The sequence below is a fragment of the Paroceanicella profunda genome, assembly GCF_005887635.2.
Lineage (GTDB): Bacteria > Pseudomonadota > Alphaproteobacteria > Rhodobacterales > Rhodobacteraceae > Paroceanicella > Paroceanicella profunda.
The window spans coordinates 35842-59324 of the sequence record NZ_CP040821.1; the positions used below are offsets into that span (position 1 = coordinate 35842).

Sequence of the window (23483 nt, forward strand, 5' to 3'; positions counted from 1 at the left end):
CCGAACAGATCGGACGGCATCGGCGCTTTCACATGAACACAACCGAGCGGCAGAATGACATCGTGACCCTGATCCGCGAACGCGGCCTCCAGGGCATCGACAGGCTGGCGGAGCATTTCGCCGTCACCCCGCAGACCATCCGCCGCGACGTGAACGCGCTGTGCGACGCCAACATCCTGCGCCGCCGCCACGGCGGGGCGGAGCTGCTGCAGGCCGCCACCAACTCGCCCTACGACAGCCGGCGCATCACCAACCTCGCGGCCAAGCGCCGGGTGGGGGCGGCGGTGGCGGGGCTGATCCCCAACCACGCCTCGGTGATGCTGGGCATCGGCACCACGCCCGAGCAGGTGGCCCTCGCCCTTGCCGGGCATGACGACCTCACGGTCATCACCAACAATCTCAATGTGGCCATGGCGCTTTCGGCCAACCGCTCGAACCGGGTGGTGATCGCCGGCGGCACCCTGCGCCTTCCGGACCGCGACCTGCTGGGCCCGGAGGCGGAGGCGCTGTTCCGCGGCTACCGGGCCGATTTCGGCGTGTTCGGCGTGGGCGGCATCGATGCCGACGGCACCCTGCTGGACTTCGACCGTGCCGAGGTGAGCGCCCGCGAGGCCCTGCGCGAGAGCTGCCGGCATGCCGTTCTGGTCGCCGACCTCTCCAAGTTCGGCCGGGCCGCCCCCGCGCATGGCGGCGCGCTCGGCAGCGCCGACACGCTGGTGCTGGACGCCACGCCGCCCGCGGCCCTCGCCGCCCTGGCGGCGGAAGCCGGCGTGCGCGTGCTGCTGCCCGAAGGCGAGGCGGTGGCATGAGCGCCTTTCTCGAGCTGGACGGGCTGACCCGGGACTGGGGCGCCGGCACCGGGGTGCGCGAGCTCTCCCTCAGCGTGGAGCGCGGCGCGTTCGTGGTGCTGCTCGGCCCCTCGGGCTGCGGCAAGTCCACCACGCTGCGCCTCGTCGCGGGGCTGGAGCGCGCGGATGCGGGCGCGGTGCGCATCGCGGGGCGCGATGTCACCCATGCGCCGCCCTCGGCGCGCGGGCTGTCGATGGTCTTCCAGTCCTACGCGCTGTTCCCGCATCTCTCGGTGGCCGAGAACATCACCTTCGGGCTGCGCGTGCGCCGCGTGGGCCGGGCGGAGCGAGACCGGCTGCTGGCGCAGGCGCTGGAGACCACCGGGCTCTCGGGGCTGGAGGGCCGCCGTCCGGCCCAGCTCTCCGGCGGGCAGCGCCAGCGCGTGGCGCTTGCGCGGGCCATCGTCTCCGACCACCCTTTATGCCTGATGGACGAGCCGCTCTCCAACCTCGACGCGAAGCTGCGCCACGCGGTGCGGCAGGACATCCGCGCCCTGCAGCGCCGGCTCGGCCTCACCGTGCTCTACGTGACCCATGACCAGACCGAGGCGATGGGCATGGCGGACCGGGTGGTGCTGATGAAGGGCGGGCGCATCGAGCAGGCCGCAGCCCCGGAGGTGCTCTACGAGCGCCCGGCCACCGGCTTCGCCGCCACTTTCCTCGGCGCGCCCCCGATGGCGCTGCTGCCCGTCACCGCCCTGCCCGGCGCGCTGCGCCCGGCCGGGGCCCTGCCTCCGGGCGCGGTGCTGGGCGTGCGCCCGGAGGCGATCGCACTTGCCGAACCGGGGCCCGGAACGCTGGCCGCCACGGTGGAGAGCGCGGAATTCCTCGGCGCGGAGACGCTGGTCTACCTCGCCTGCGGGGCGGAGGCCGGCCATGCCCGGCTCATCGCCCGCCTGCCCGGCCGGGGGGCGCCGCGCCCCGGCGCGGCCGTGGGCCTGAGTTGGCCCGCCGCCGCGGCGCATGTGTTCGAGAGCCCCGAGGGGCCCCGCCTGCCCGTTTCCACACCCGTTTCTCCGCCCACGCCATCCCACCGAATGTCCGAGCGACAGAAGGACCTGCTCCCATGACCCACCGGTTCCTCAAGGCGGCCCTCATCGGCGCCGCCGGCGCCTGCGCCGCCCTGCCCGCCGCCGCCGATACCGACCTCACGATGTACTACCCGATCTCGGTCGGCGGCGCGCTCAGCGGCGTGATCGACGGGTTCATCTCCGGCTTCGAGGCCGAGAACCCGGATATCCACGTGAACGCCATCTACGCCGGCAATTACGACGACACCCGCGTGCGCACCCTCTCGGCCATCATGGCGGGCGAGCCGGCGCAGCTCTCGGTGCTGTTCTCCATCGATGTCTACGAGCTGATGGAGCAGGACCTGATCGTGCCCTTCGACGAGGTTGCCACCAGCCCGGAAGACAAGGCCTGGCTGAAGAGCTTCTACCCCGCGCTGATGGCCAACGGCACGGTGGACGGCCATGTCTGGGGCGTGCCCTTCCAGCGCTCGACCATCGTGCTCTACTACAACAAGGACATGTTCCGCGAGGCCGGGCTCGACCCCGAGACGCCCCCCGCCAGCTGGGACGAGATGCTCGCCGACGCGAAGGCCCTGCGCAAGGATGACCGCTGGGGCCTGATGGTGCCCTCCACCGGCTATCCCTACTGGATGTTCCAGGCCTTCGCGATCCAGAACGGCCAGGAGCTGATGTCCGCCGACGGCACCGAGACCTATTTCGACACCCCCGCCGCCGTGGAGGCGCTCACCTTCTGGCGCGACCTCTCGGCCGTGCATGACGTGATGCCGGGCGGCACCACCGAATGGGGCACCCTGCGCCAGTCCTTCCTGCAGGGCCAGACGGCGATGATGTGGCACACCACAGGCAACCTCACCGCGGTGCGCGACGGCGCGGATTTCGACTTCGGCGTGGCGATGCTGCCGGCCCACACCCGGCCCGGCTCGCCCACGGGGGGCGGCAACTTCTACCTGTTCAAGGGCGCGACGCCGGAGGAGCAGCAGGCCTCCCTCAAGCTCATCCGCTACATGACCGCGCCGGAGCGCGCCGCCGAATGGTCCATCGCCACCGGCTACGTGGGCATCTCGCCCGCCGCCTACGACACGCCGGCCCTGAAGGACTACAGCGCGGACTTCCCCCAGGCCGTGGTGGCGCGTGACCAGTTGGAGGTGGCGGTGCCCGAGCTCTCCACCTACGAGACCGGCCGGGTGCGCGAGGCGCTGAACTCCGCCGTGCAATCCGCGCTCACCGGCACCCGCCAGCCGAAGGACGCCCTGGAGGACGCCCAGGCCACCGCCGAGCGCCTGCTGCGCCCCTTCCGCTGAACGGCCGGGCGGGGCTCCTCCGGACGCTCCGCCTCCCGGCCCGCACGGGCACGGGCCTGGGCTTCCCGCACGGGCTCCCTGCCCGCTCACCGCTGCCCCGGCCTCCGGGCCGGGGTCTCGCGGCCGGACCGACCCCGTCGCCGCCACCGCTCCCGGCCGACAGGCGCCTTGCCAGATGCGCCCCGCCCGGCCCCCGCGCGCCGAGGCCCGTCCACCGCGCCGCCGGTACCGTTTCCGCCACCGGCCCGGGCTGCTCCGGCAGCCCCGGCCCCTGCATCTCGACGCCCCGCATCCCGAACCGGGGCCCCCGCCGCCCCGGCCCCCGCGCCGGGGCCTCACCCCGCCCAAGCATCCTACAGCCCAGGAGCCGCGCGATGACCCAGACCCCGGACCATGCCCGGAACCATGATCGCCGCCGCATGGCGCTCTACGGCTGGATGCTGGCCTCGCCGGCGCTGATCCTGCTCACGGTCTTCGCCTTCCTGCCCGCCGGCCACGCGCTGTGGCAGAGCCTGTTCACCCGCACCACCTCGCGCCGCCCGGCGCGCTTCGCCGGGCTCGACAATTACATCTACCTGTTCGAGGACCCCACTTTCCTCAAGGTGGTGCACAACAACCTCCTCTACGCCGCCGTCACCATCCCGGCCTCCATCGCCATCGCGCTGGTGATGGCGCTCTGGGCCAATCAGGCGCTGCGCGGCCGGGCCTTCCTGCGCACCGCCTTCTTCGTGCCCACCATGCTGCCGATGATCGCGGCGGCGAACCTGTGGCTGTTCTTCTACACCCCCGACATCGGGCTGATCGACCGCATCACCGGCCTGTTCGGCGCCGCCCCGGTGAACTGGCTGGGCCAGCCCGACACCGCGCTCTGGGCGGTGATCGCCGTGTCGGTGTGGAAGGAGGCGGGCTTCTTCATGGTCTTCTACCTCGCCGCCCTGCAGACCATCCCGCCCGACCTGCGCGAGGCCGCCGCCATCGAGGGCGCCTCCCGCGCCACCTACCTGCGCCGGGTGCTGCTGCCCCTGCTGATGCCCACCACGCTGTTCATCCTGGTGAATGCGCTGATCAACTCGGTGAAGCTCATCGACCATCTGTTCATCCTCACCAAGGGCGGGCCGGACAACGCCTCCAAGCTGCTGCTCTACTGGATATGGGAGACCGCCTTCTCCTATTTCGACCGGCCCGCCGCCGCCGCCCTCACCTGCCTCGTGCTGCTGGTGCTCGGCCTCATCGCCGTGGCGCAGTTCCGCGGGCTCGACCGGAGGATCCACTACCGATGACCGCCCGCGCCCTCACGCCTCCGGCCCTCACCCTCACGCTCGACACACTGGGCGCCTGGGTGCTGGCCCTCGTCTGGATCGCGCCGCTGGGCTTCGCGGCCTGGGCGGCCGTCCACTCCCCCACCGACGCGGTGGGCTTCCGGCTCTCCGCCCCGCTCACGCTGTCGAACTTCGCCACCGCCTGGGAGGGCACGCCCTGGCTGCGCTACTTCCTCAACAGCTTCGCGCTGGTGAGCACGGTGCTGGCCGGGCAGTTCCTGCTCTGCACGCTGGCGGGCTTCGCCTTCGCGCGCTTCGCCTTCCCGGGGCGCGAGCTGGTGTTCTACGCTGTGCTGCTGCAGCTCTTCATCCTGCCCGAGGTGCTGATCGTGGACAATTACGCCATCGCCTCGGCGCTGGGGCTGTTCGACACCATCCTCGGGATCGGCCTGCCCTACATGGCCTCGGCCTTCGGCATCTTCCTGATGCGCCAGGCCTTCCGCCAGGTGCCGGTGGAGCTGGAGGAGGCCGCCCGCATCGAGGGCTGCGGCTGGGCGGGCGTGCTGTGGCGGGTCTACATCCCGGCCGCGAAACCCACCTACCTCGCCTACGCGCTCGTCTCGGTGGCGACGCACTGGAACAATTTCCTCTGGCCGCTGGTGATCACCAACTCGGCCGAGACCCGCCCCCTCACCGTGGGCCTGTCGCTGTTCGCAGCCCCCGAAAGCGGGGTGAACATCGCGGTGATCTCGGCCGCCACGCTGATGACCGTGGCGCCGCTGCTGCTGGCCTTCCTGATCTTCCAGCGCCAGTTCATCCAGGCCTTCCTGCGCGCCGGCATCCGCTGAGCGCAGGGGCGCAGCCGCAGGCCCGGCAGCGCCCTCCTGAAGGCGCGGGTCATCGCGGCGGGATGAACGGGGGTCGGGCTGGCTGGCGTCCCGCATCCCCGCGCCGGCGGCCCTGCGGCCGGGGCGCGGGAAGCCGCTCAGGAGGGGGCTGCTGCCCGGTCACCCGGAGGGGCAGGGCGGCCAGCGGGGACGGGCCGAAGCCCCGCCACGGGTCTCACCGCACGCCCCCGACGCGCTGCGCCGCCTCCGGAGGGGCGCCGGCGCTCAGGGGGTGAACAGCCCCGCGCTCTGGCCCAGCCGGCTCACGATGGCGGCAACCACGCGCAGGGTGGGGGCCGGCACGCCGGCCGCGCGGGCGAAGGCGAGGGGCGCGAGCACGATCTCGCCCACCTCCATCGGCCGGCCCGCCTCGTAATCCTGCAGGATGGAGGCGCGGTGCACCGGCAGGTTGGCCAGCACCGCCTGCGGGTCGATCAGCCCGTCGAGCGGGAAGCCCCAGGCCCGGGCGATGGCCATCCCCTCGCCCATCATGTCGAGGAAGACGGCCGAGAGCTCCGGGTCCTCCCGGGTCTCGGCGCTCACCGAGCGGGTGGCGAGGCCGAGGGCGGAGCCGCACATGTTGAGCAGCAGCTTGCGCCACACCACCTGGCGGATGTCGCCGGGGGTCTCCGAGCCGATGCCCGCCCCCTCCAGCGTGGCGCGCAGGGCGGCGATGCGCGCATCGCCCGCGCCGCCGGTGGCCGGGCCGAGGGTGAGCGCGTTGCGTGCAGGCGTGGTGTTCACCACCACGCCGGGGCGGCTCACCTCGTTGCCGGAGTAGATCACCCCGCCCACCACCTGCTCCGGCGCCATCTGCGCCAGCAGGGCCGGGCCGCGGCGGAAGAGCGCGAGGTCGGGCAGCGCCGCCGGCGCGCCCTCGGGCGCGGGGCTGAGCGGATACCACCAGGGCATGCCGTTCTGCGGGAAGACCACCAGCGTCTCCGGCCCGATCAGCGGCGCCAGCGCGCCGGCCAGCCCGTCCAGCCCCGGGGCCTTCACGCCGACGATGAGCACGTCCTGCACGCCCAGCTCCGCGCCGCTGGCCGCCGCGCGCGGCCGGGCCTCGAGCACGGTCTCGCCGGCCTCCAGCCGCAGGCCGTTCGCCAGGATCGCCTCGAGATGCGGGCCGCGCGCGATGACCGACACGTCATGCCCGGCGCGTGCCAGCCGCACGGCAAAGTTTCCGCCGGTGGCCCCGGCGCCGAAGATGCAGATGCGCATGATGTCCCCCTCCTGTTCGCAGGGCAGATACTGCACCGGGCCCGCGCCCGGAGGAACCCCTCAGCGCACCCGGTTCTCCAGCGGCGCGCCCTCGGCCAGCCGCGCCACGTTCGCGGCCATCGCCTCCGCCCGCCGCGCCACGGTGCCATGCGTCCAGCCGGACATGTGCGGCGACAGCACCACATTGTCGAGCGTGTGGAACGGCAGGGTGGCGGGATGCGGGTTCGGGTTCTCCGGCGAGGGGTAGACATACCAGGTGTCGAGGATCGCCCCGGCGATGCGCCCGGCCTGCAGCGCCTCGAACAGCGGCTGCTCCGCGATCACCGCGCCGCGGCCCACGTTCACGATCACCCCCTCGGGGCGCATGGCGGCAAGGGCCTCCGCCCCCACGAGCCCGCGGGTGCTTTCCGCCAGCGGCAGGGTGTTCACGATGATGTCGGCGGCCGCCATGAAGGCCGGCAGATCGGTGAGCGGCATGGCCGCCGAGACCGGCGCCTCCGCCGCCACCGGGCTGCGGTTCGCCACCACCACCGTCATGCCGAAGGCCGCGGCGCGCGCCGCCACCGCCTTGCCGATGTGCCCGTAGCCCAGGATGCCGATGGTCTGCGCGCCCAGTTCGGTGCGCAGGCCGGAGGGGCCGCCGGCCCAGTATGTCCAGTCGCCCCGGCGCAGGCGGGCGTCGGCATCGGCCAGCGGCACGTGGCGGGCGAGCAGGGCTGCCATCACGTATTCGGCGATGGCGGCCTCGTGGCCGAAGCAGTTGCACACCGGGGTGGCCTCCGGCAGGCAGGCGAAGTCGATCCCGTCATAGCCCGCCCCGGGCACGTGGAACAGCTTCAGCCCCGGGCCCACCGGCAGGCCGGCCTGCAGGCGGGCGCCCACGATGACATCGGCGCCCGCATAGGCGGCGCGCTGCACGTCCGTCTCCAGCACGTCCGGCAGGTGGGTGATGTCGTGGCCCGCGCCCAGGTGCTCCCGGAAGCCGGGCAGGAAGGTGAGGGCGTTGTTGCCGTGAAAGACGATGTTCATGGGAGCTCCCGCAGGGTCATATGTCTCGGCGCGGCGCTCACAGCACCACACTCATGCCGCCGTCGACGAACAGCGTCTGGCCGTTCACGTAGCCGGAGGCGGCGGAGGAAAGGAAGATGGCCGCGCCCACCAGCTCGTCCGGCCGGCCCCAGCGCCGGGCCGGGGTGCGGCCCTTCACCCAGCCGTCGAAGGCCGCGTCCGAGACCAGGGCCGCGTTCATGTCGGTGAGCATGTAGCCCGGGGCGATGGCGTTGGCCTGCACGCCCTTCTCGCCCCATTCCGCGGCCATGGCGCGGGTGAGCATCTTGATGCCGCCCTTCGCCACCGTGTAGGGCGCCACCGTGGCGCGGGCGAGCTCGGAGGTGAGCGAGCCGATGTTGACCACCTTGCCCTCCCCGCGCGGCACCATGCGCCGTGCCGCCTCGCGCCCCACCAGGAAGGCGGAGGTGAGATTGGTGTCGATGACGCGGCGCCAGTCCGCCGTCTCCAGCTCCAGCATCGGCTTGCGGAACTGGATTCCGGCGTTGTTGACCAGGATGTCGATGGCGAGGCCGGCGGCGTCGAACCCCTCGAAGGCCGCCATCACCGCGGGTTCGTCGGTCACGTCGAAGGCGGAGGTGAGCACGTCGAGCCCGGCCGCGCGCAGCTCCGCCGCCGCCGCTTCCAGCCGCTCCAGCGACACGCCGTTGAGGACGATGCGCGCGCCGGCCCGGCCGAGGCCCTCCGCGATGGCCCGTCCCAGCCCGCGCGACGAGCCGGTGACCAGCGCCGTGCGCCCGGCGAGGGAGAAAAGTTCGGTGGACATGTGAGGCTCCTCAGGGGGTCGAGACGCGGGAGGTGAGGTCGGGGCGCTCGAAGAAGGCGGGCAGCAGCTCCACCCCCAGCCCCGGGCCTTCCATCGGATAGACATAGCCGCCCTCGATGCGCGGCATGGCGGTCACCAGTTCGTTGTACCAGCCGCGGTAGAAGGCGCGCACGCTCTCCTGGATCAGCGTGTTGGGCTGGCTGAACGAGGCGTGGATGCCGGCGATGAACCCCACCGGGCCGATGCAGTCATGCGGGGCGAAGGGCCGGTGATAGGTGTCGGCCAACGCCGCGATCTTGCGGGCCTCGGTGAGCCCGCCTGTCCAGCACAGATCCACCATCACCACGTGGGCCGCGTCGCGGTCCAGCATGTCCTTGTAGGGGAAGCGGGTGCCCAGGGTCTCGCTCGCGCAGGTCCAGACCGGGGTGGAGCGGGCGTATTCGGCCAGCGCCTGGGGGGAGTTCATCCGGATCGGGTCCTCGAACCACATCGGGTCGTAGGGCTCCAGCGCCTTCGCGATGCGCTTCGCCGTGGGCAGGTTCCACAGCGAGTGGAATTCCACCATGATCTCCATCCGGTCGCCCACCGCGCGGCGGATCGCCTCGAAGGGCTTCAGCGCGTCCTTCAGCTGCTGCGTGGAGATGAACTGGCCCTTGTTCTCGATCGCGGCCGGGTCGAAGGGCCAGATCTTCATCGCGGTGATGCCGCTGTCGAGCAGGCTCTCGGCCAGTTCGGCGGGGCGGTTCATGAAACCGTCGAGGTCCTCATAGGGTCCGTCGCTCTCGCCGAGGTTCCAGGTGGAGACCGGCTTGATGTTGCTGGTGCGCACATAGCGCGTGCCGGCGCAGGTGTTGTAGACGCGCACGCGCTCCCAGCACTGGCCGCCCAGCATCTGGTGCACCGGCAGGCCGCAGAGCTTGCCGAAGATGTCCCACAGCGCGATGTCGATGGCCGAGGCCGCCCGCGTCTCCACCCCGGTGGAGGATTGCGCCATCGGCAGGTTCAGCATCTCGCGGTGCAGCGCCTCGATGTGCAGCGGGTTCTGCCCCAGCAGGCGCCCGGCCAGCGTGTCATGGATATGCGCCTCCACGGCGCCGGCGCCGTAGAAGGTCTCGCCCAGCCCGGTGATGCCGGCATCCGTCTCGACATGCACCCAGAGGACATTGGCGAATTCCTGCACCCGGAAGGTGCGGATGGCGGTGATCTTCATGTGGCGGCCCCTGTCGGGCGGCCCGGCGCCGGATGGCTGGTGATCATGGTTTCCTCCCACGTGTCGCCGCGGTTTTCGAAGTGACATTTCGTGAAATATCACGATATATCCATGGCAGGCCCAAATGATTCATGCAAGGGCTCAGTTGAGGGCAGGGTGAGGAGGCGGGCCATGGCGAAGGACGGAGCGGGCGCGGCGGATCCGGCAGCGCAACTGCCGCAGGCGGAGCGCGCCTATCGTCGCATCGAGGCCGCCATCGTCACCTGCGCGCTGCGCCCGGGCAGCTTCCAGCGCATCCAGGATCTCGCGGCGCTGGCCGGCACCGGCCGCACCCCGGTGCACCAGGCGGTGAGCCGGCTGGCCGCCGACACGCTGCTCGACGTCCTGCCCCGGCAGGGGCTGCTGGTCGCGCCGGTGGAGCTGGGCCGCTGCCGGGTGCTGCTGGGCCTGCGCCGCGAGGTGGAGCGCTTCGCCATCGGCCTGGCCGCCGCGCGTGCCACCGAGGGCCAGCGCAGCCACATGCGCCACCTCGCCGGCGCCCTGCGCGCGGCGGGCGACACGCTGGATCTCGCGGATTTCAACGCCTTCGACACCCGCATCGACGCGGTGGTGCTGGAGGCCTGTGGCGAGCCCTTTCTCGAGAACACCCTGCGGCCGCTGCACTCGGTGTTCCGCCGGGTCGGCTGGATCTGGCACGGGCTGGCCACGCCCGGCCCGGACCCCGCGGCCTCCGTCAGCGCGCATCTCGACGTGCTGGACGCCCTGGCCGACGGGCGGGGCGAGGCGGCCGCCGCCGCCTCGGACGCGCTGGTCGACCTGGTGGGCCGGATGATCGACGGCCTGTCCCTCGGTGCCCCGCCCGCCCTGCTCGACAGCCGGATCGAGCGCTACTGAGCAGGCCGGCAGGGGCGGGCCCCCGCCGTCGCGCGCCACGCCGCCGCCCCGCCAGGCCCCGCCGCCGCCCCGCCACTGCGGCCTCGCGCGGTGCCTCACCCCATGCGGCCCGCCGCCCCCCGCATACCGCAGCGGCCCCGCGTACCTCACCACCGTCAGTCAGGGGCCTTGACCTGCCCCCCGGCCGCCCTCACCTGCCGCGACCAGCCAAAACGCGCCACCCCCCCGCACTCCCGCTACAAAGGAAGCCGCGCTCGCCGGCCCGGGAGGCACCCGTACCCGCAGAGCGCCCGGGACGGCCCTGCCTGCCGGGCGCCGGCACGCCTTGCCGCACTGTCGGCCCACCGCTGGTGTTGCACTGCACAGCCACGCTTTGCCGCAGCCCGTCCGGCGCATTCGCTGCTAGACTGCGCGCCATGAGGCATACCTCGCCCAAAGCCGCGGCTGCGCGGCTGGCCGTCCTGGCCGCCGTGATCTACGCGATCGCGGTGCATGCCCTGCTGGCGGGCGCTGCCCAGGCCGCAATGGCGGCCGCGGCACCCGGCGTGCTGTGCCTGTCCGCCGATGAGGGCGCCCCGCTTCCCGCCGGGGCCGGCGGGAGCTGCTGCGACACGCTGTGCAAGTCCGTCTGCGCCAACGGCGCGGCCGACCTGCCGGCGCCCGGCGGGCTGGCCCGGCCCGTGGTGCAGGCCCGGCCCGTCGCCGGCGCCCTGCCGGAGCGCGTGCTTCCCGGGCGGCGCGACACCTGCCTGCCCCGGCCCCGCGGCCCGCCCGCCGCGGCCTGACGCCACCCCCCGCAGGAAACGCCCCTGCCCGGCCGAACCGACGCCGGGCCAAGTTCGCATGACGGAGACACCGCATGACACGCCTCCCCCGCCTCGTCCTCGCAGCCGCCCTGAGCGCGGCGCTGCCCGGCCTCGCCCTCGCCGGGCCCGTCACCGCCTCCGGCGCCTGGGTCCGCGCCACGCCGCCGGGCGCCATGGCTGCCGGCGGCTTCCTCACCCTCCACAACCCCGGCCCCGGCGATGACCGCCTGGTGGGCGCGCGCAGCCCCGCCGCCGCCCGGGTGGAGCTGCACGGCATGGAGATGTCCGGCGGCGTGATGCGCATGCACCCGCTGGCCGAGGGCCTGCCGCTGCCCGCCGGGGCCACCGTGGCCCTCGCCCCCGGCGGCGCGCATATCATGATGATGGACCTCGCCGCACCGGTGGTCGTCGGCGCGCCGGTGCCGGTCACGCTCATCCTGGACAGCGGCGCCGAGATCGCCGTGCAGATGCAGGTGGTGCCCCCCGGCGCGCCGAAGCCGGCGGAGGCGCAGTGATGTCGCGCGCCCGCATGGCCCTCGCCGCCCTCACCCTGGCGCTGGCCGGGGTGGCGGGCACGCTGCTCTGGGTCACCCTGCGCGGCGAGGACGTGGGCACCGCCAGCGTGGGCGGCCCCTTCACCCTCACCGACGAGACCGGTCGCACCGTGACCGAGGCCGATTTCGAAGGCCGCCCCACGGTGATCTTCTTCGGCTTCACCTTCTGCCCGGATGTCTGCCCCACCACGCTCTACGAGCTCACCCTGCTGATGCAGGACCTCGGCGAGGACGCGGACAAGGTGAACTGGCTCTTCGTCTCCGTGGACAGCGCGCGCGACACGCCCGAGCAACTGGCCCAATACACCTCCGCCTTCGACAGCCGCATCCTCGGCCTCTCGGGCACTGAGGCGCAGATCGCGGCCATCGCGAAGCAGTATTTCGTCTACTACAAGCGCGTGCCGCTGGAGGGCGGAGACTACACGATGGAACACACCGCGACCGTCTTCCTGATGGATTCCGGGAATCACCTGTTCGGCACCATCGGTTATGGCGAGGCCCCGGCCATGGCCCTGTCCAAGCTCCGTCGCCTCGTGCGCGACGGCTGAGCCGCGGGGGCGGCCCTTTTCGCGGTCGCGGGGTGGGCCGCGCAGGGGGCGCCGCCCGCTCCGGCCTCTCCGGGGTGGGAGCGACCGGGAAAAGGGCCGCCTCCGCGACTGGACGCGCCCGCCGTTGCGGCGCACAAAGGGGTGGAAGCCGCCCGGGAGCCCGCATGCGCAAGTCCGACTTCGAGACAGGGACGGGAGCCGCCGCTCCGCCCGCAGGTGCCGCGCGCCGTGGCGTGGCGGCCCCTGCCCTCAACCTGCTGCAGGCCGGGGCCAGCCCCCGGAAGGAACGCCCATGAGCATCGTCGTCCACTGCCCCGATCCCGCCGAGACCGCCGAGTGGCGCGACCGTCTCGCCGCCCTGATGCCCGAAGCCCGGGTCGAGGCGCTGGAGGCCGCCGCGGCCCCGGAGGCCGTGCGCTACGCCGTGGTCTGGCAGCCCGGCACCGGCCGGCTGGCGCGGTTTCCGGGGCTGCGCGCCATCGTCTCGCTCGGCGCGGGGATCGACCATGTGCTGGCCGACCGCGCCCTGCCCGCGCATGTGCCGATCATCCGCACCGTGGGGCGCGACCTCACTCAGCGGATGCGCGAATACGTGGCCCTGCACGTGCTGCGCCACCACCGCGAGATGCCCGCCCTCGCCGCCGCGCAGGCCGCGGCGCGCTGGCAGCAGATCGTGCCGCCGCCCGCCACCGGCCGGCGCGTGGGGGTGATGGGGCTGGGCAATCTCGGCGCGGCGGCGGCGCGCAGCCTGGCCGCGCTCGGCTTCGACACCGCCGGCTGGGCGCGCAGCGCGCGCGAGATCGAGGGCGTTGCCTGTTTCGCCGGCGCGGGCGAGTTGGGCGCGTTCCTCGCCCGTTCCGAGATCCTCGTCTGCCTGCTGCCGCTCACCGACGCGACCGCCGACATCCTGAACGCCGGGCTGTTCGCCCGGCTGCCGCATGGCGCGAGCCTGGTGAACGCCGGGCGCGGCGGCCACCTGGTGGAGGAGGACCTGCTCGCCGCCCTCGACAGCGGGCGGATCTCCCACGCGACCCTGGACGTGTTCCGCCAGGAACCGCTGCCGGCCGGGCATCCGTTCTGGCGCCATCCCGGTGTCACCGTCACGCCGCACATCGCCTCGATGATCGACCCGGAGACCGGCGGCCGCATCGTGGCCGCCAACATCCGTGCCTTCGAGCGGGATGGCACGGTGGCCGATCTCGCAGACGCCGCACGGGGCTACTGAGCCCCGCGGAGGCCCGCACGGGCGCCGGCCGGTTCGCGCTCCCCCGCGCGGCCCCTTTCCCGGACAGTCCCGCGCGTCCTTGCGGCGAAGCCTTCAGCCCCGGGCCGGATCGACCGGGAACCGGGCCGCCGGCGGCGACCGCGGCGGACCGACCGATGTACTTCAGCGAGCCGGGCAGCGGCAGCACCAGCCGGGAGTCGCCCCCCTGTGCACGGCCCTGGCACCCGGCATCCCGGCAGCATAGCCGCGGGGGCCCGCCACGCCGGCGGGGCCGTCAGGGCGAAGGGATGCCCGTCCGGGTCCGCACCCCCGACATCCGGGGGCGGGAGGGCGGATGTCGCGTGGTGCGCCCTCGTGTCGCCTCACGCGCCCCGGCGGCCGCAGCGCGCGAGGGCGGGCAACCCGGCGCTCCGCGCAGGGCTCGGCCCGCCTGCCCGGGGTCAACCCAGCCGCGCACGCCATTCCGCGGCGCGGGCGCGGGCGCCGCGCTGGAGCAGCGAGAGGTCCAGGTCGACGGCCACGAAGCGGGCGCCCGCCTCCACCGCCTCGGCGGCGAAGGCCTGGTCCAGCGTCAGCACCCCCGGCGGCAGGCCGGCGGCGGAGATGCGGCGGATGGCGTCAAGCACCGCCGCCTTCACCTCCGGGTGGCCGGTCTCGCCCGGGTGGCCCAGGCTGGCGGCGAGATCGGCGGGCCCGACGAAGATGCCGTCCACCCCCTCCACCGCCGCGATCGCCTCGATCTCCCCCAGGGCCTCGGCGGTCTCGACCTGCAGCAGCAGGCAGATTTCCTCGCCGGCGCGGCGGTGGTAGCCGGCGATGGTGCCGTAGCCGCTGGCCCGGGTCATGCCCGCCACGCCGCGGATGCCGGCGGGCGGATAGCGCACGGCGGCCACCGCGGCGCGCGCCTCCTCCGCGCTCTGGATATAGGGGATGAGCAGGCTCCGGGCGCCGCAGTCGAGCGCCTTCTTGATCTCCACCACGTCCAGCGAGGCGGGCCGCACCACGGCGGAGACCGGGGCGGGTGCGAGCGCGCGCAGGAGCGGCAGGGTTCCCAGCACGTCCATCGGGGAATGCTCGGTGTCCAGCAGCATCCAGTCATAGCCGGTCGCGCCGAGCATCTCGGCCACGGTCGGGTCCGGAATCGTGCACCAGAGGCCGATCTGGGTGTGGCCGGCGCGCAGCGCGGCCTTGAAGGCATTCTTCGGCAAGTCCATCGGGGGGGTCCTTCGGTCAGGGTCGGTGACGGCGCCCTCGGGCACCGGAGAGCGCCGCGGTGGGCGGCACGCGGCAGGTGGCGAGAGGTTCAGGGCAGGCCGGCCCGCTCCGGGGAGGGCCCCGCGCCGCCCTCCGCCGCGGCGCGGCCCTGCGGCGTGACCGGGGTGCCGCTGGCCGCGGCCTGCTTCACCGCCTCGACCACGGCGAGCGTGGCCAGCCCCTCGCGCCCGGAGACCAGCGGCGCCTCCTCGCCGCGGATCACCCGGGCGAACTGGCCGACCTGGCGCAGGAGCGGGTCTCCCGCCTCCGGCCAGGCTGCCATGCGGGCGGAAATCGGCGCCCACCAGTCGCGCTTGCCCTCGTCGTGCCAGAGGCGGTTGAGCGGCATCTCCAGGCTGCCCGCGGTGCCGCCGATGAAGTAGCAGGGCGCGTCGGTGCGCGGATAGGCCGGGTTCTCGCCGGTGGTCATCTCCCAGGACCAGGGCGCGGGAATGGTGTCGGAGATGTTGACCGTTCCCAGCGCGCCGCTGGCGAAGCGCAGCAGGATGACGGCGCTCTCCTCCACCGCGTTGCCGCGGATGGCGGAGCTTTCCATCGCCTGCACGCTGTCGATCTCGCCCAGCAGGTGGCGCATCAGGTCAATGTCGTGCGAGAGGTTGAGGTAGACCGGCCCGGCCCCGGGCGCGCGCCGCCAGGCGGTGTCGAAATAGGGGTCGGGCTTGCAGATCCAGTACATCACATGGGCGGAGACGGGACGGCCGATCTCTCCCGCCGCGATCCGCGCCCGGGCGGCGGCCACGATCGGGTTGTGCCCGCGGTGATGCCCGGTGAGCAGGGGCACGCCGGCCGCCTCCGCCGCCTCGACCAGCCGGCGGGCGCCGGCGATGTCGGTCGCGAGCGGCTTTTCCACCAGCACGGGCAGGCCGGCGGCGATGCAGGCCAGCCCGCCGGGCACGTGATGGGTGTTCGGCGTGGCGAGGATCACCCCGTCCGGGCGCGGCCCGGCGAGCAGCGCCTCCAGGTCGGGCAGGTGCGGCACACCCATCCGCTGCGCGAGCGCGGCAGCCTCCGGCGCGGGGTCCACCAGCGCCGAGAGGCGCACCCCGGGCGCGGCCAGCACGGCCTCTGCGTGGCGCCGACCGATCAGCCCGGCGCCGACGACGGCAATATCGGTCATCTTGTTCTCCCTTTCCTCCCCTCGCCCGGCGCCTCAGCCGAGCAGCGAACACACCCTCCGCACCGCGGCCGCGTACCCCTCGATGCCCAGCCCGGCGATCACCCCGTCGGCGCGCAGGCTCACGTAGGAGTGGTGGCGGAAGGCCTCGCGCTTGTGGACGTTGGAGATATGCACCTCGATCACCGGCGCCTCGAAGGCGTTGAGCGCGTCGAGGATCGCCACGGACGTGTGGGTATAGGCCGCCGGGTTGATCACGATGGCGCAGGCCGCGTGCCGGGCCTCGTGGATCCAGTCGATGATCTGGCCCTCGTGGTTGGACTGCAGCAGGCGGATGTCGAAACCCTCGGCACAGTTGGCCCGGCAGAGGTCCTCCACCGTCTTCAGCGTGTCATGCCCGTAGATCTCGGGCTGGCGCTGGCCGAGCAGGTTCAGGTTCGGGCCGTTGAGAACGTAGATGGTCCTGGTCACTTGGGGTCTCGCTGTGCTGGGAGGGCCGGGGGAAAGACAGGGGAGGCCGGTGCCCGTGGGGCCCGGGCGTCCTGCCGGTCGCGTCCTGGTGCGGAGCTGTGGCGCGGGCTCTTGGCGAGCACTGGTGGCACCGTGCGGTTTCCTTCCTCCCCCCGTGGGGTTTCGGGCGAGGATGGCCCGGATCGCGCGAACAGGCAAGACCCCGCGCCCCGCACCGAAAACCCGCCACCGGGAGCACCGGGAGCACCGGGAGCACCGGGAGCACCGGGAGCACCGGGAGCACCGGGAGCACCGGGAGCACCGGGAGCACCGGGAGCACCGGGAGCACCGGGAGCACCGGGAGCACCGGGAGCACCGGGAGCACCGGGAGCACCGGGAGCACCGGGAGCACCGGGAGCCGGTTCGGCCCGTGCGGTCAACCCCCTTTCCTTCCGCCCGGGCGGGGCGGTTGCGCGCCCGGGCAACAGCCCCCCGGGCCGGGGCTCGCATCGGCCCCGGGCCGGGGTGCGAGCCATCCGGGCCCGGGCGGGCGCGGTCAGCGGCTATCCGGCGGCACGCTCCCCGTGCCCGGGCCGGCCGGGGTTTCGGCCAGCAGGCCGACGGCGCGGGACAGCATCGCCGGGATCACGCTGCCGTGGCCCTCGCCCTCGAACAGGCGGAACCGCACGTCCAGGCCCGGCACCGCCGCGAGCCGGGCGGCCGCGTCGCGGGCCCGCGCCACCATGTGGCGCTCCTGCAGCCGGGCGAGGCGCTCGGCGTCGGGCGGCGCGCCGGGGCGCGCGCGCGCGATGGCGGCGTCCTCCTCGTCGCCCGCGCTCAGCATGAGGCACACCGGGCGGGGCGGGCGCAGCGCGTCGAGCCCGGCGAAGACCGCCTCCGGGTCCACCCAGATCGAGGGGCTGCTCGCCACCACGTGGCTGAAGAGGCCCGGCCTGTCGGCCAGCGCGCGCAGGGCGAAATAGCCGCCGAAGGAATGGCCCAGCAGCATCCGGCGCTCCGGGTCCAGCCGGTAGGCGTCCGCCAGGGCCGGCAGCAGGTCATGCTCGAGAAACCGCAGCGTCGCCGCCCGGCCCGGCCCACTGGAAGCCGGGCCGGTGAGGTCGGTGGTGCGGCGGTGCATGTCCACCCAGTCCGGCGTGGGATAGCCGAGGCCGGCGACGATGGTGGCGGGCAGGCCGGTGTCGGCGCGCGCGCCGGTCTGCAGCCGGACCACGTCGCGCAGGGTGCCGAAGGTGAAGCCCGCATCCGGCGCCACGATCAGCGCGTAGCCCGCGGGCGGGGGCGGCTCGTCCGGCAGGCAGAGGACGAGGCGCAGGGCACCGCCGGGGGCATCGATGCAGCCCGAGGCGGTGCCCGGCAGGAAGGCGGCCTGCGCGCCGCCGGAACCGGGCAGGCGCATCAGAACCGGGTGGTCAGCGTGAGGCTGGCGTTGCGCGGCGCACCGTAGAAGTTGAACACCGAGGTGGAGCCGACGCGGGAGTAGTATTGCTTGTCGAACACGTTGTTCACGTTGAGCTGGAGGGCGACGGTCTCGGTGATGTCGTAGGAGGCCATCAGGTCGACCACACCATAGCCCGGCGCCTCGATCCCGCGCGAGGAGAAACTGGACATCGCGGTGAAGCCGCCGCCCACCGAGACGTCCTTCAGCACGCCGGTGTCGAAGCTGTACTTCGTCCAGACCCGCAGCATGTGCTCGGGCGTGTAGGTGGAGAAATCCTCGCCGTCGCTCGCACCGTTGAGGTATTCGGTGTCGGTGTAGGTGTAGCCGCCGGCGAGCTGCCAGCCGGGCAGGATCTCGCCGGAGGCCTCCAGCTCGATCCCGCGGGAGCGGACCTTCTCCTGGGCCACGTAATCTCCCGTCACCGGGTCGGCCACGGCGCGGTTCGTGTCCTCCAGGTTGAAGAAGGCGAGCGAGGCGTTCAGCCCGTTGGAGAACTCGAACTTCGCGCCGACCTCCACCTGCCAGCCCTCGCGCGGGTCCAGCATCGCGCCGTTGCGGTCCCGCTCGGTCTGCGGCTGGAAGATCTCGGTGTAGCTGGTGTAGAGGGTCGCCCAGTCGTTCACGTCGTAGGTGGCGCCGAGATAGGGCGTGAAATGCCCGTTGATGTCCTGCTCGTCGGAGCGGGTGCCGGTGGCGTTGTCGGTCACATGCGCGTCGTACCAGGTGAGCCGGCCGCCGCCGATCAGGGTGACATCCCGGAAGGGCGACAGGCGCAGCTGGGTGTAGAGCCCGTACTGGTTCGAGCTGCTGTCGTCGTCCGAAGACCAGGTCACGTCCGGGGCGGGCACGCCGGAGACATCCCAGTCGGTGAGGGTGTAGGTGCCGGCGATGGAGCCGCGGGCCTGCTTCAGCGTGCTGTCCACATTCTGGTAGTCGGCCCCGACGATCACGTTGCCGCGCAGTCCGGCGAGCGTGTAGGGCAGGCTGGTGTAGACGTCGAGGGCCAGCGACTGCTCCTGGTAGTCGCGCGCCAGCCAGGACAGGCCGTTCACGTTGCCGTCCGCGTCGGCGGCGGAGCCGGCATAGGCGTAGAGGAAGTCCACGTCGCGGTCCGAGAAGCGCCCGGAAGCCTTCACGAAGCCGCCGCCGTCGAAGCGGTGCTCGAACTCGGCCATGTAGTCGGTGACCGTGTTGTCGAAGTCGTTCCAGTCCGCCGCGGTGGTGGTGTCGGGGTCGAGGTCGAGCAGGTTGCCGTCCGCGTCGGTGGGCAGGCCGTTGAAGGGCGCGATGTCGCGCTCCATGTGGCTCAGGCTCAGGGTGAGCGTGGTGGCCGGGCTGAAATCATAGGCCACGGTGCCGTAGCCCTGGAGGACGCCGTTCTCCTGCTTGTCCACGAAGCCGTCACCGTTCTCGTAGGCGAAGACGCCGCGGGCGCGCAGGCTGCCGCTGTCGTTCAGCGCGCCGGTGATGTCGGCCTCGCCCCGGCCGCGGCCGAAGGTGTTGCCGGTGGCGCTCACGTAGCCGCCGAAATCCGCACTGGCCTGCTTGAGGCGCATGTTCACCGAGCCCGCCGGCTCCCCCCGCCCGGCGAAGAGGCCCGAGGGGCCCTTCAGGATCTCGATATGATCGACGATCGAGAGGTCCGGCTGGGTGCCGTAGATGGAGGAGAGCGGCGCCGGCAGGCCGTTGAAATAGAGGTAGTCGAACTCGAACCCGCGCGAGAAGATCGAGGAGCGGCCGTTGTCATTGTCCAGCACCAGGATGCCCGGGGTCTGGCGCAGCGCGGTGTCGAGCGAGGTGTAGTCGCCGTCCTCGATGCGCTGGCGGGTGACGACGGTGGTCGACTGCGGGATCTCGCGCGGCGCCAGCGCCTCCTTCTCACCCACGGAGATCAGCCCGGTGGCGTAGCTGCCGGTGTCCTCGGTCTCGTAGCTCGGGCTGGTGACGACGATGCCCTCCAGCGGGATCACGTCCTGCTCTTCCGGCGCATCGGCGGTCTGGGCGCAGAGCGGCGCGGCCGCCAGCGCGGAACTGGCCAGAAGCGCCGCACGCAGCGGCAGGCGGAGGCGGCGGGCAACGGATCGGGTCATGGGCATTCCTTGCGCGGGGAGTAGTTGATTCATTTTGTAGACTTTCGTACTCTCCCGGGAGTCTCACCGCCAGCCGCGGACCTTTGCCAGATCGCCGAATGCCTTTGCGAAATCGTCAAATCGCCGGTCCGCACGCCAGGCACCATGCTTCCGACACCAGTTCGAGAGGAGGGTCCGCCTTGGCCAATCCGATACCGCTGGCGCGCATCGCGCGCAGCGCCCACCTGTCGGGACGCGATTTCCGCGCCTCGCAGCCCGCCGGGGCGCCTCTCTCCGGCCGGCATTCCATGACCGAGCTGCGCCGCGGCCTCGCGGTGCACACGCTCGACGCGCGCACCACCGAGTATTTCGAGACCCGCGTCACCCGGGCGCCCGGGCTGGTGCTGCACTGCTTCACGGCGGGCGAGGCGCGCGCCTCGCTGGGCGGGGTGCCGATGGGGCTGGGCCGGGCACCGGGCGCGCCGGTGCGCGTGGTGCTCACCGCGCTCACCGAGCCCGCGCCCTTCGTGCGCCGTGCCGAGCCGGGCGACTACATGCGCAAGGTCAACATCAAGCTCAGCCCGGAGTGGATGGCCGGCAACGGGTTCGACCTGGCCGGGGCCGGCCAGCACGCGCTGCGCGCCCGGCTGGCCGCGCCCTTCACCCGGCTCTCCTGGGAGGCCGACGCCGAGACGCTGGCGGCCTTCGAGCGCCTCGCCACGCTGGAAGACGGGGACTTCCCCTGCCTGCGGCTGGAGCGCGAGGCGCTGACCCTGGGCCTGGTGGCCCGGGCGATGGCACGGATCGGCGACGCCCCGCCCGAGCGCGACGCCCTGCTGCGCCCGCATGAGCGCGCACGCCTCGCCCGCATGGAGGCCTGCGTGGCCGAGAGCAGCGGCCCCCTGCCCGGCCTTGCCGAGATCGCGGCGGAGGGCGGCGTGAGCCTGTCGACCATGCGCCGCCTGTTCCACGCGGCGCATGGCACCAGCGTGGTGTCCTGGGCCCGGGCCGAGCGGCTGGACCGCGCCCGCGCGGCGCTGGAGCGCGAGACGGTCACCGTCTCGCAGGCCGCGGCGCTGGCCGGTTACGGCAGCCCGGCGAACTTCGCCACCGCCTTCCGCCGCCAGTTCGGCGTCGCCCCCTCCGACATCCGCCGCACCCGCGCCGGCTGAGCCGGCAGACACTCCCGGCGCTCTCGCGGACGGGAAGCGGCCCCGCCCCCCGGGGCTTCCACCATCGCTCCGGGCCGCCGCGCGGGAGGTGAGTGCGGCGCCTCCGGTCGGCCCCCACCGGGGTCGCCTTCGGGCATCCCGGTGGGGGCCCGAAGGGCTCGCGGTGCCGGTCGGACCGGGTCTTGCGCAGGGCCCCGTCGCCTTGGGTTGCCGGGGCGAGGTGCTCTCCGGACCGTATCCGCGTCTGCCGCCCGGTCGCGTGCGGACAGGACGGGAGGGGGCGTTGCACCGCATCCAAGCACACCCCCGGAGCCCGCATGCGCCCGGTTCCGGCGGCGCGCGCGCGATTTATGGTCAAACCGACGGCCCGGCGGCGCGAGGCGCGCCCGCCGTCAGCCGCGGGTTTCGCCGTCGGTGTCGATGTCCAGCCCGGCGGAAATGTCGCGCAGCGTGGCGAGGAAGGCGGCCTTGCGCTCCGGCCCGACGATCTCGTCCAGGCGGCGGAAATGCGCCTGCGCCTTCTGCGCCATCCGGGCGTAGACCTTCTCTCCCGCCGGTGTGACGTAGCTTGCGTAGGAGCGCCGGTCGCCCTCCAGCCGTTCGCGGCGGATGATGCCCCGGTCCTCCAGCTGGCGCAGGGCGCTGGTGACGCTGGACTTGTCGCGCCCGCTCACCCGGCCCAGCTCCACCTGGGTGAGGCCCGGGTTGCCCACGATGAGCGAGAGCAGCGCGAAGCTGCCGGGCTTGAGCTGGTCCGCGCCCAGCGTGCGGGAGAAATCCGCGAAGGAGGCCTCGAAGGCGTGACGCAGGTAGAAGCCGATGAACTCCGCCATCGGGCCGAGATCGACCACGCGCCCGGAGGGGGCACGTGCGGCCGGAGGCTCCGGCCCGACGTCGGGCGGCCTCGGTATGTCCTTCGCGATCTTCCCGGTCATGCGCGCGGGGTCTCCCTTCCGGCCTGGTCTCGTGGGGGGCTGGGCAGGTCCTGTCCAGCCCGGTCAGTCATGCCCCGGCAGCGCGGTGAGGCCGGTCTGGGCCAGGGCGGATTCCAGCTCGGCCGCCAGCAGGGCGAACAGGGCCTCGGCCCCCTCCGCCCCCCGCGCCGCCACGGCGAAGAGGAACGGCCGGCCGAGAAACACGAAATCCGCCCCGGCGTTCAGGGCCTTGAGGATATCCTCGCCGCTGCGCACGCCGCCGTCCAGCGCCAGCGGCACCTGCGTGCCGACCCGGTCGCGCACCGCGCGGATGGCCGTCAGCGGGGCGGGGGCGGAGTCAAGCTGCCGCCCGCCGTGGTTCGAGACCACCACCGCGTCGGCGCCCTCGCCCACGGCCCGGGCCGCGTCCTCGGGGTTCAGGATGCCCTTCACCACCATCCGCCCGCTCCAGCGCTGCCGCAGCCGGGCGAGCAGCGCCCAGTCCAGCCGGCCCGAGCTCTGCCCCGCCATCAGCTCGGCAAGCGAGCGCGCGTTCGCCCCGGGCGCCGCGTAGCGCTCCAGGTTGGCAAAGCGCGGCGCCCCGGCGCGCGCCATCGCCAGCGACCAGGCGGGATGCGTGAGCAGGTCCAGCACCATGCGCGGGCCGGGCCGCAGCGGCAGGCCGAAGCCGTTGCGCAGGTCGCGCAGCCGCTTGCCCGGGCGCGGCACGTCGACGGTGACCACGAGATCCGTGTAGCCCGCCGCCTCGGCCCGGGCGACCAGATCGTCGGTGATCTCCGCGGACCGCCCGACATAGAGCTGGAACATGCCGGAGCCCGGCGCGACCTGCTTCAGCGCCTCCAGCGTGTCGGTGGAGGGGGTGGAGGCGACATAGGGCACGCCGTGCCGCTCCGCCGCCGCGGCGAGGATCCGGTCCACCCCCGGCCAGGCGATGCCCGCGAGCCCGATGGGCGGAATGCCGAAGGGCAGGCGCCACTCCCGCCCCAGGAAGGACCGGGCGGTGGAGATCGGCGCTTCGGTGTTCACCAGGGCGCGCGGCATCAGCAGCGCCTCGGTGAAGGCGGCGCGGTTGCGGGCGAGCCCGGCCTCGGTGCCCGCGCCGCCGTCGATGAAATCGAAGGCGAAGCGCGGCATGCGGGCGCGGGCGGCGGCGCGGTAGGCCTCAGCCGATTCGGGCGCGCGGCGGGTGAAGAGGCTCATGACGGCTCTCTCCCGCAGGGACCGGGCGCGGACGGGCAGTGCGGGCCCCGGCCCGGCGCTCCGCGGCGGTGGCGCCGCACGGGCGGGGCGCAGGCGCGCGGGCCTGCGGCGATGATCCTGTCGGGCATGGGCGCTCCTCCCGGACTGCCTGTCGGTCGATGGCCGATCTCTCATGAGATTGTTGACAT

22 protein-coding genes are annotated in these 23483 nt (G+C 73.3%); 11 read left to right on the forward strand and 11 right to left on the reverse strand.

Translation table 11 applies throughout. The features are described from left to right. Nucleotides 1-32: 32 nt before the first annotated feature. The 5 genes from FDP22_RS22045 to FDP22_RS22070 all read left to right on the forward strand — a co-directional run bounded on the left by FDP22_RS22045 (nt 33) and on the right by FDP22_RS22070 (nt 5287). Complete coding sequence (locus tag FDP22_RS22045; protein WP_138576795.1) at nt 33-809, forward strand: DeoR/GlpR family DNA-binding transcription regulator; 777 nt, start codon at nt 33-35, stop codon at nt 807-809. Further along, nucleotides 806-1918, forward strand: coding sequence for an ABC transporter ATP-binding protein (locus FDP22_RS22050; RefSeq protein WP_143972297.1), 1113 nt, complete (start codon nt 806-808; stop codon nt 1916-1918). Before FDP22_RS22045 ends, FDP22_RS22050 begins: the two co-directional genes overlap by 4 nt. Then, on the forward strand, nt 1915-3180 hold the full coding sequence (locus FDP22_RS22055) for an ABC transporter substrate-binding protein (protein ID WP_138577070.1): 1266 nt from the start codon (nt 1915-1917) through the stop codon (nt 3178-3180). The genes FDP22_RS22050 and FDP22_RS22055 overlap by 4 nt, the downstream gene beginning before the upstream one ends. A gap of 374 nt (nt 3181-3554) precedes the next feature. Beyond that, nucleotides 3555-4460: a carbohydrate ABC transporter permease gene (locus FDP22_RS22065; protein ID WP_138577068.1), complete on the forward strand. Its 906-nt coding sequence runs from the start codon at nt 3555-3557 to the stop codon at nt 4458-4460. Further along, entirely contained in the window at nt 4457-5287 is an 831-nt protein-coding gene (locus tag FDP22_RS22070) for a carbohydrate ABC transporter permease (protein WP_138577066.1), read from the forward strand. Before FDP22_RS22065 ends, FDP22_RS22070 begins: the two co-directional genes overlap by 4 nt. Nucleotides 5288-5551: 264 nt before the next feature. Here the strand turns inward: FDP22_RS22070 and FDP22_RS22075 are convergent, their stop codons facing one another. The 4 genes from FDP22_RS22075 to FDP22_RS22090 are packed head-to-tail and all read right to left on the reverse strand — an operon-like array spanning nt 5552 to nt 9591. Then, nucleotides 5552-6547 carry a ketopantoate reductase family protein gene (locus tag FDP22_RS22075; protein ID WP_138577064.1) on the reverse strand — a complete coding sequence of 332 codons (996 nt, stop codon included), beginning with the start codon at nt 6545-6547 and terminating at the stop codon, nt 5552-5554. A 60-nt stretch (nt 6548-6607) separates the two neighbouring features. After that, on the reverse strand, nt 6608-7576 hold the full coding sequence (locus FDP22_RS22080; RefSeq protein ID WP_138577062.1) for a 2-hydroxyacid dehydrogenase: 969 nt from the start codon (nt 7574-7576) through the stop codon (nt 6608-6610). A 37-nt stretch (nt 7577-7613) separates the two neighbouring features. Continuing rightward, a complete protein-coding gene (locus FDP22_RS22085) occupies nt 7614-8381 on the reverse strand; it encodes an SDR family oxidoreductase (protein ID WP_138577060.1) in 768 nt (255 codons plus the stop codon). Between the two features lie 10 nt (nt 8382-8391). Beyond that, on the reverse strand, nt 8392-9591 hold the full coding sequence (locus FDP22_RS22090) for a mandelate racemase/muconate lactonizing enzyme family protein (RefSeq protein ID WP_138577058.1): 1200 nt from the start codon (nt 9589-9591) through the stop codon (nt 8392-8394). 171 nt (nt 9592-9762) lie between these two features. Here FDP22_RS22090 and FDP22_RS22095 point away from each other — a divergent pair, with 171 nt between their 5' ends. The 5 genes from FDP22_RS22095 (at nt 9763) to FDP22_RS22115 (ending at nt 13618) form a co-directional block, all read left to right on the forward strand. Then, nucleotides 9763-10485: a GntR family transcriptional regulator gene (locus tag FDP22_RS22095; protein WP_170317842.1), complete on the forward strand. Its 723-nt coding sequence runs from the start codon at nt 9763-9765 to the stop codon at nt 10483-10485. Between the two features lie 416 nt (nt 10486-10901). Next, complete coding sequence (locus FDP22_RS22100; RefSeq protein WP_138577054.1) at nt 10902-11270, forward strand: hypothetical protein; 369 nt, start codon at nt 10902-10904, stop codon at nt 11268-11270. Nucleotides 11271-11344: 74 nt separating this feature from the next. Further along, nucleotides 11345-11806: a copper chaperone PCu(A)C gene (locus FDP22_RS22105; RefSeq protein ID WP_138577052.1), complete on the forward strand. Its 462-nt coding sequence runs from the start codon at nt 11345-11347 to the stop codon at nt 11804-11806. Then, nucleotides 11806-12393 carry an SCO family protein gene (locus FDP22_RS22110; protein ID WP_138577050.1) on the forward strand — a complete coding sequence of 196 codons (588 nt, stop codon included), beginning with the start codon at nt 11806-11808 and terminating at the stop codon, nt 12391-12393. Before FDP22_RS22105 ends, FDP22_RS22110 begins: the two co-directional genes overlap by 1 nt. 292 nt (nt 12394-12685) lie before the next feature. Further along, nucleotides 12686-13618, forward strand: coding sequence for a 2-hydroxyacid dehydrogenase (locus tag FDP22_RS22115; protein WP_138577048.1), 933 nt, complete (start codon nt 12686-12688; stop codon nt 13616-13618). A gap of 440 nt (nt 13619-14058) precedes the next feature. On the opposite strand, the gene FDP22_RS22120 is transcribed toward FDP22_RS22115, so the two are convergent. The 5 genes from FDP22_RS22120 to FDP22_RS22145 form a co-directional block, all read right to left on the reverse strand. After that, entirely contained in the window at nt 14059-14832 is a 774-nt protein-coding gene (locus FDP22_RS22120) for an HpcH/HpaI aldolase family protein (RefSeq protein WP_138577046.1), read from the reverse strand. An 89-nt stretch (nt 14833-14921) separates the two neighbouring features. Then, on the reverse strand, nt 14922-16010 hold the full coding sequence (locus tag FDP22_RS22125; protein ID WP_138577044.1) for a Gfo/Idh/MocA family protein: 1089 nt from the start codon (nt 16008-16010) through the stop codon (nt 14922-14924). Nucleotides 16011-16043: 33 nt separating this feature from the next. Continuing rightward, the gene (aroQ, locus tag FDP22_RS22130; protein WP_138577042.1) at nt 16044-16478 is read right to left on the reverse strand and encodes a type II 3-dehydroquinate dehydratase; all 435 of its coding nucleotides are present in this window, start codon (nt 16476-16478) and stop codon (nt 16044-16046) included. Between the two features lie 535 nt (nt 16479-17013). Continuing rightward, on the reverse strand, nt 17014-17877 hold the full coding sequence (locus FDP22_RS22140; RefSeq protein ID WP_138577040.1) for an alpha/beta hydrolase: 864 nt from the start codon (nt 17875-17877) through the stop codon (nt 17014-17016). Further along, nucleotides 17877-20009, reverse strand: coding sequence for a TonB-dependent siderophore receptor (locus FDP22_RS22145; protein ID WP_138577038.1), 2133 nt, complete (start codon nt 20007-20009; stop codon nt 17877-17879). Before FDP22_RS22145 ends, FDP22_RS22140 begins: the two co-directional genes overlap by 1 nt. A 179-nt stretch (nt 20010-20188) precedes the next feature. Here FDP22_RS22145 and FDP22_RS22150 point away from each other — a divergent pair, with 179 nt between their 5' ends. Beyond that, nucleotides 20189-21160, forward strand: coding sequence for a helix-turn-helix transcriptional regulator (locus FDP22_RS22150; RefSeq protein ID WP_170317843.1), 972 nt, complete (start codon nt 20189-20191; stop codon nt 21158-21160). A gap of 392 nt (nt 21161-21552) precedes the next feature. On the opposite strand, the gene FDP22_RS22155 is transcribed toward FDP22_RS22150, so the two are convergent. Next, on the reverse strand, nt 21553-22095 hold the full coding sequence (locus FDP22_RS22155; RefSeq protein ID WP_138577034.1) for a MarR family winged helix-turn-helix transcriptional regulator: 543 nt from the start codon (nt 22093-22095) through the stop codon (nt 21553-21555). A gap of 63 nt (nt 22096-22158) precedes the next feature. Then, nucleotides 22159-23295 (reverse strand): alpha-hydroxy acid oxidase, encoded by a 1137-nt coding sequence (locus tag FDP22_RS22160; RefSeq protein ID WP_138577032.1) that lies wholly within the window; start codon nt 23293-23295, stop codon nt 22159-22161. Nucleotides 23296-23483 lie beyond the last annotated feature (188 nt).

Bases quoted from the DNA above. Each gene is read 5' to 3' on its own strand.
- FDP22_RS22045 (WP_138576795.1), top strand. From the start codon at position 33: ATGAACACAACCGAGCGGCAGAATGACATCGTGACCCTGATCCGCGAA.
- FDP22_RS22050 (WP_143972297.1), top strand. From the start codon at position 806: ATGAGCGCCTTTCTCGAGCTGGACGGGCTGACCCGGGACTGGGGCGCC.
- FDP22_RS22055 (WP_138577070.1), top strand. From the start codon at position 1,915: ATGACCCACCGGTTCCTCAAGGCGGCCCTCATCGGCGCCGCCGGCGCC.
- FDP22_RS22065 (WP_138577068.1), top strand. From the start codon at position 3,555: ATGACCCAGACCCCGGACCATGCCCGGAACCATGATCGCCGCCGCATG.
- FDP22_RS22070 (WP_138577066.1), top strand. From the start codon at position 4,457: ATGACCGCCCGCGCCCTCACGCCTCCGGCCCTCACCCTCACGCTCGAC.
- FDP22_RS22075 (WP_138577064.1), bottom strand. From the start codon at position 6,547: ATGCGCATCTGCATCTTCGGCGCCGGGGCCACCGGCGGAAACTTTGCC.
- FDP22_RS22080 (WP_138577062.1), bottom strand. From the start codon at position 7,576: ATGAACATCGTCTTTCACGGCAACAACGCCCTCACCTTCCTGCCCGGC.
- FDP22_RS22085 (WP_138577060.1), bottom strand. From the start codon at position 8,381: ATGTCCACCGAACTTTTCTCCCTCGCCGGGCGCACGGCGCTGGTCACC.
- FDP22_RS22090 (WP_138577058.1), bottom strand. From the start codon at position 9,591: ATGAAGATCACCGCCATCCGCACCTTCCGGGTGCAGGAATTCGCCAAT.
- FDP22_RS22095 (WP_170317842.1), top strand. From the start codon at position 9,763: ATGGCGAAGGACGGAGCGGGCGCGGCGGATCCGGCAGCGCAACTGCCG.
- FDP22_RS22100 (WP_138577054.1), top strand. From the start codon at position 10,902: ATGAGGCATACCTCGCCCAAAGCCGCGGCTGCGCGGCTGGCCGTCCTG.
- FDP22_RS22105 (WP_138577052.1), top strand. From the start codon at position 11,345: ATGACACGCCTCCCCCGCCTCGTCCTCGCAGCCGCCCTGAGCGCGGCG.
- FDP22_RS22110 (WP_138577050.1), top strand. From the start codon at position 11,806: ATGTCGCGCGCCCGCATGGCCCTCGCCGCCCTCACCCTGGCGCTGGCC.
- FDP22_RS22115 (WP_138577048.1), top strand. From the start codon at position 12,686: ATGAGCATCGTCGTCCACTGCCCCGATCCCGCCGAGACCGCCGAGTGG.
- FDP22_RS22120 (WP_138577046.1), bottom strand. From the start codon at position 14,832: ATGGACTTGCCGAAGAATGCCTTCAAGGCCGCGCTGCGCGCCGGCCAC.
- FDP22_RS22125 (WP_138577044.1), bottom strand. From the start codon at position 16,010: ATGACCGATATTGCCGTCGTCGGCGCCGGGCTGATCGGTCGGCGCCAC.
- FDP22_RS22140 (WP_138577040.1), bottom strand. From the start codon at position 17,877: ATGCGCCTGCCCGGTTCCGGCGGCGCGCAGGCCGCCTTCCTGCCGGGC.
- FDP22_RS22145 (WP_138577038.1), bottom strand. From the start codon at position 20,009: ATGACCCGATCCGTTGCCCGCCGCCTCCGCCTGCCGCTGCGTGCGGCG.
- FDP22_RS22155 (WP_138577034.1), bottom strand. From the start codon at position 22,095: ATGACCGGGAAGATCGCGAAGGACATACCGAGGCCGCCCGACGTCGGG.
- FDP22_RS22160 (WP_138577032.1), bottom strand. From the start codon at position 23,295: ATGAGCCTCTTCACCCGCCGCGCGCCCGAATCGGCTGAGGCCTACCGC.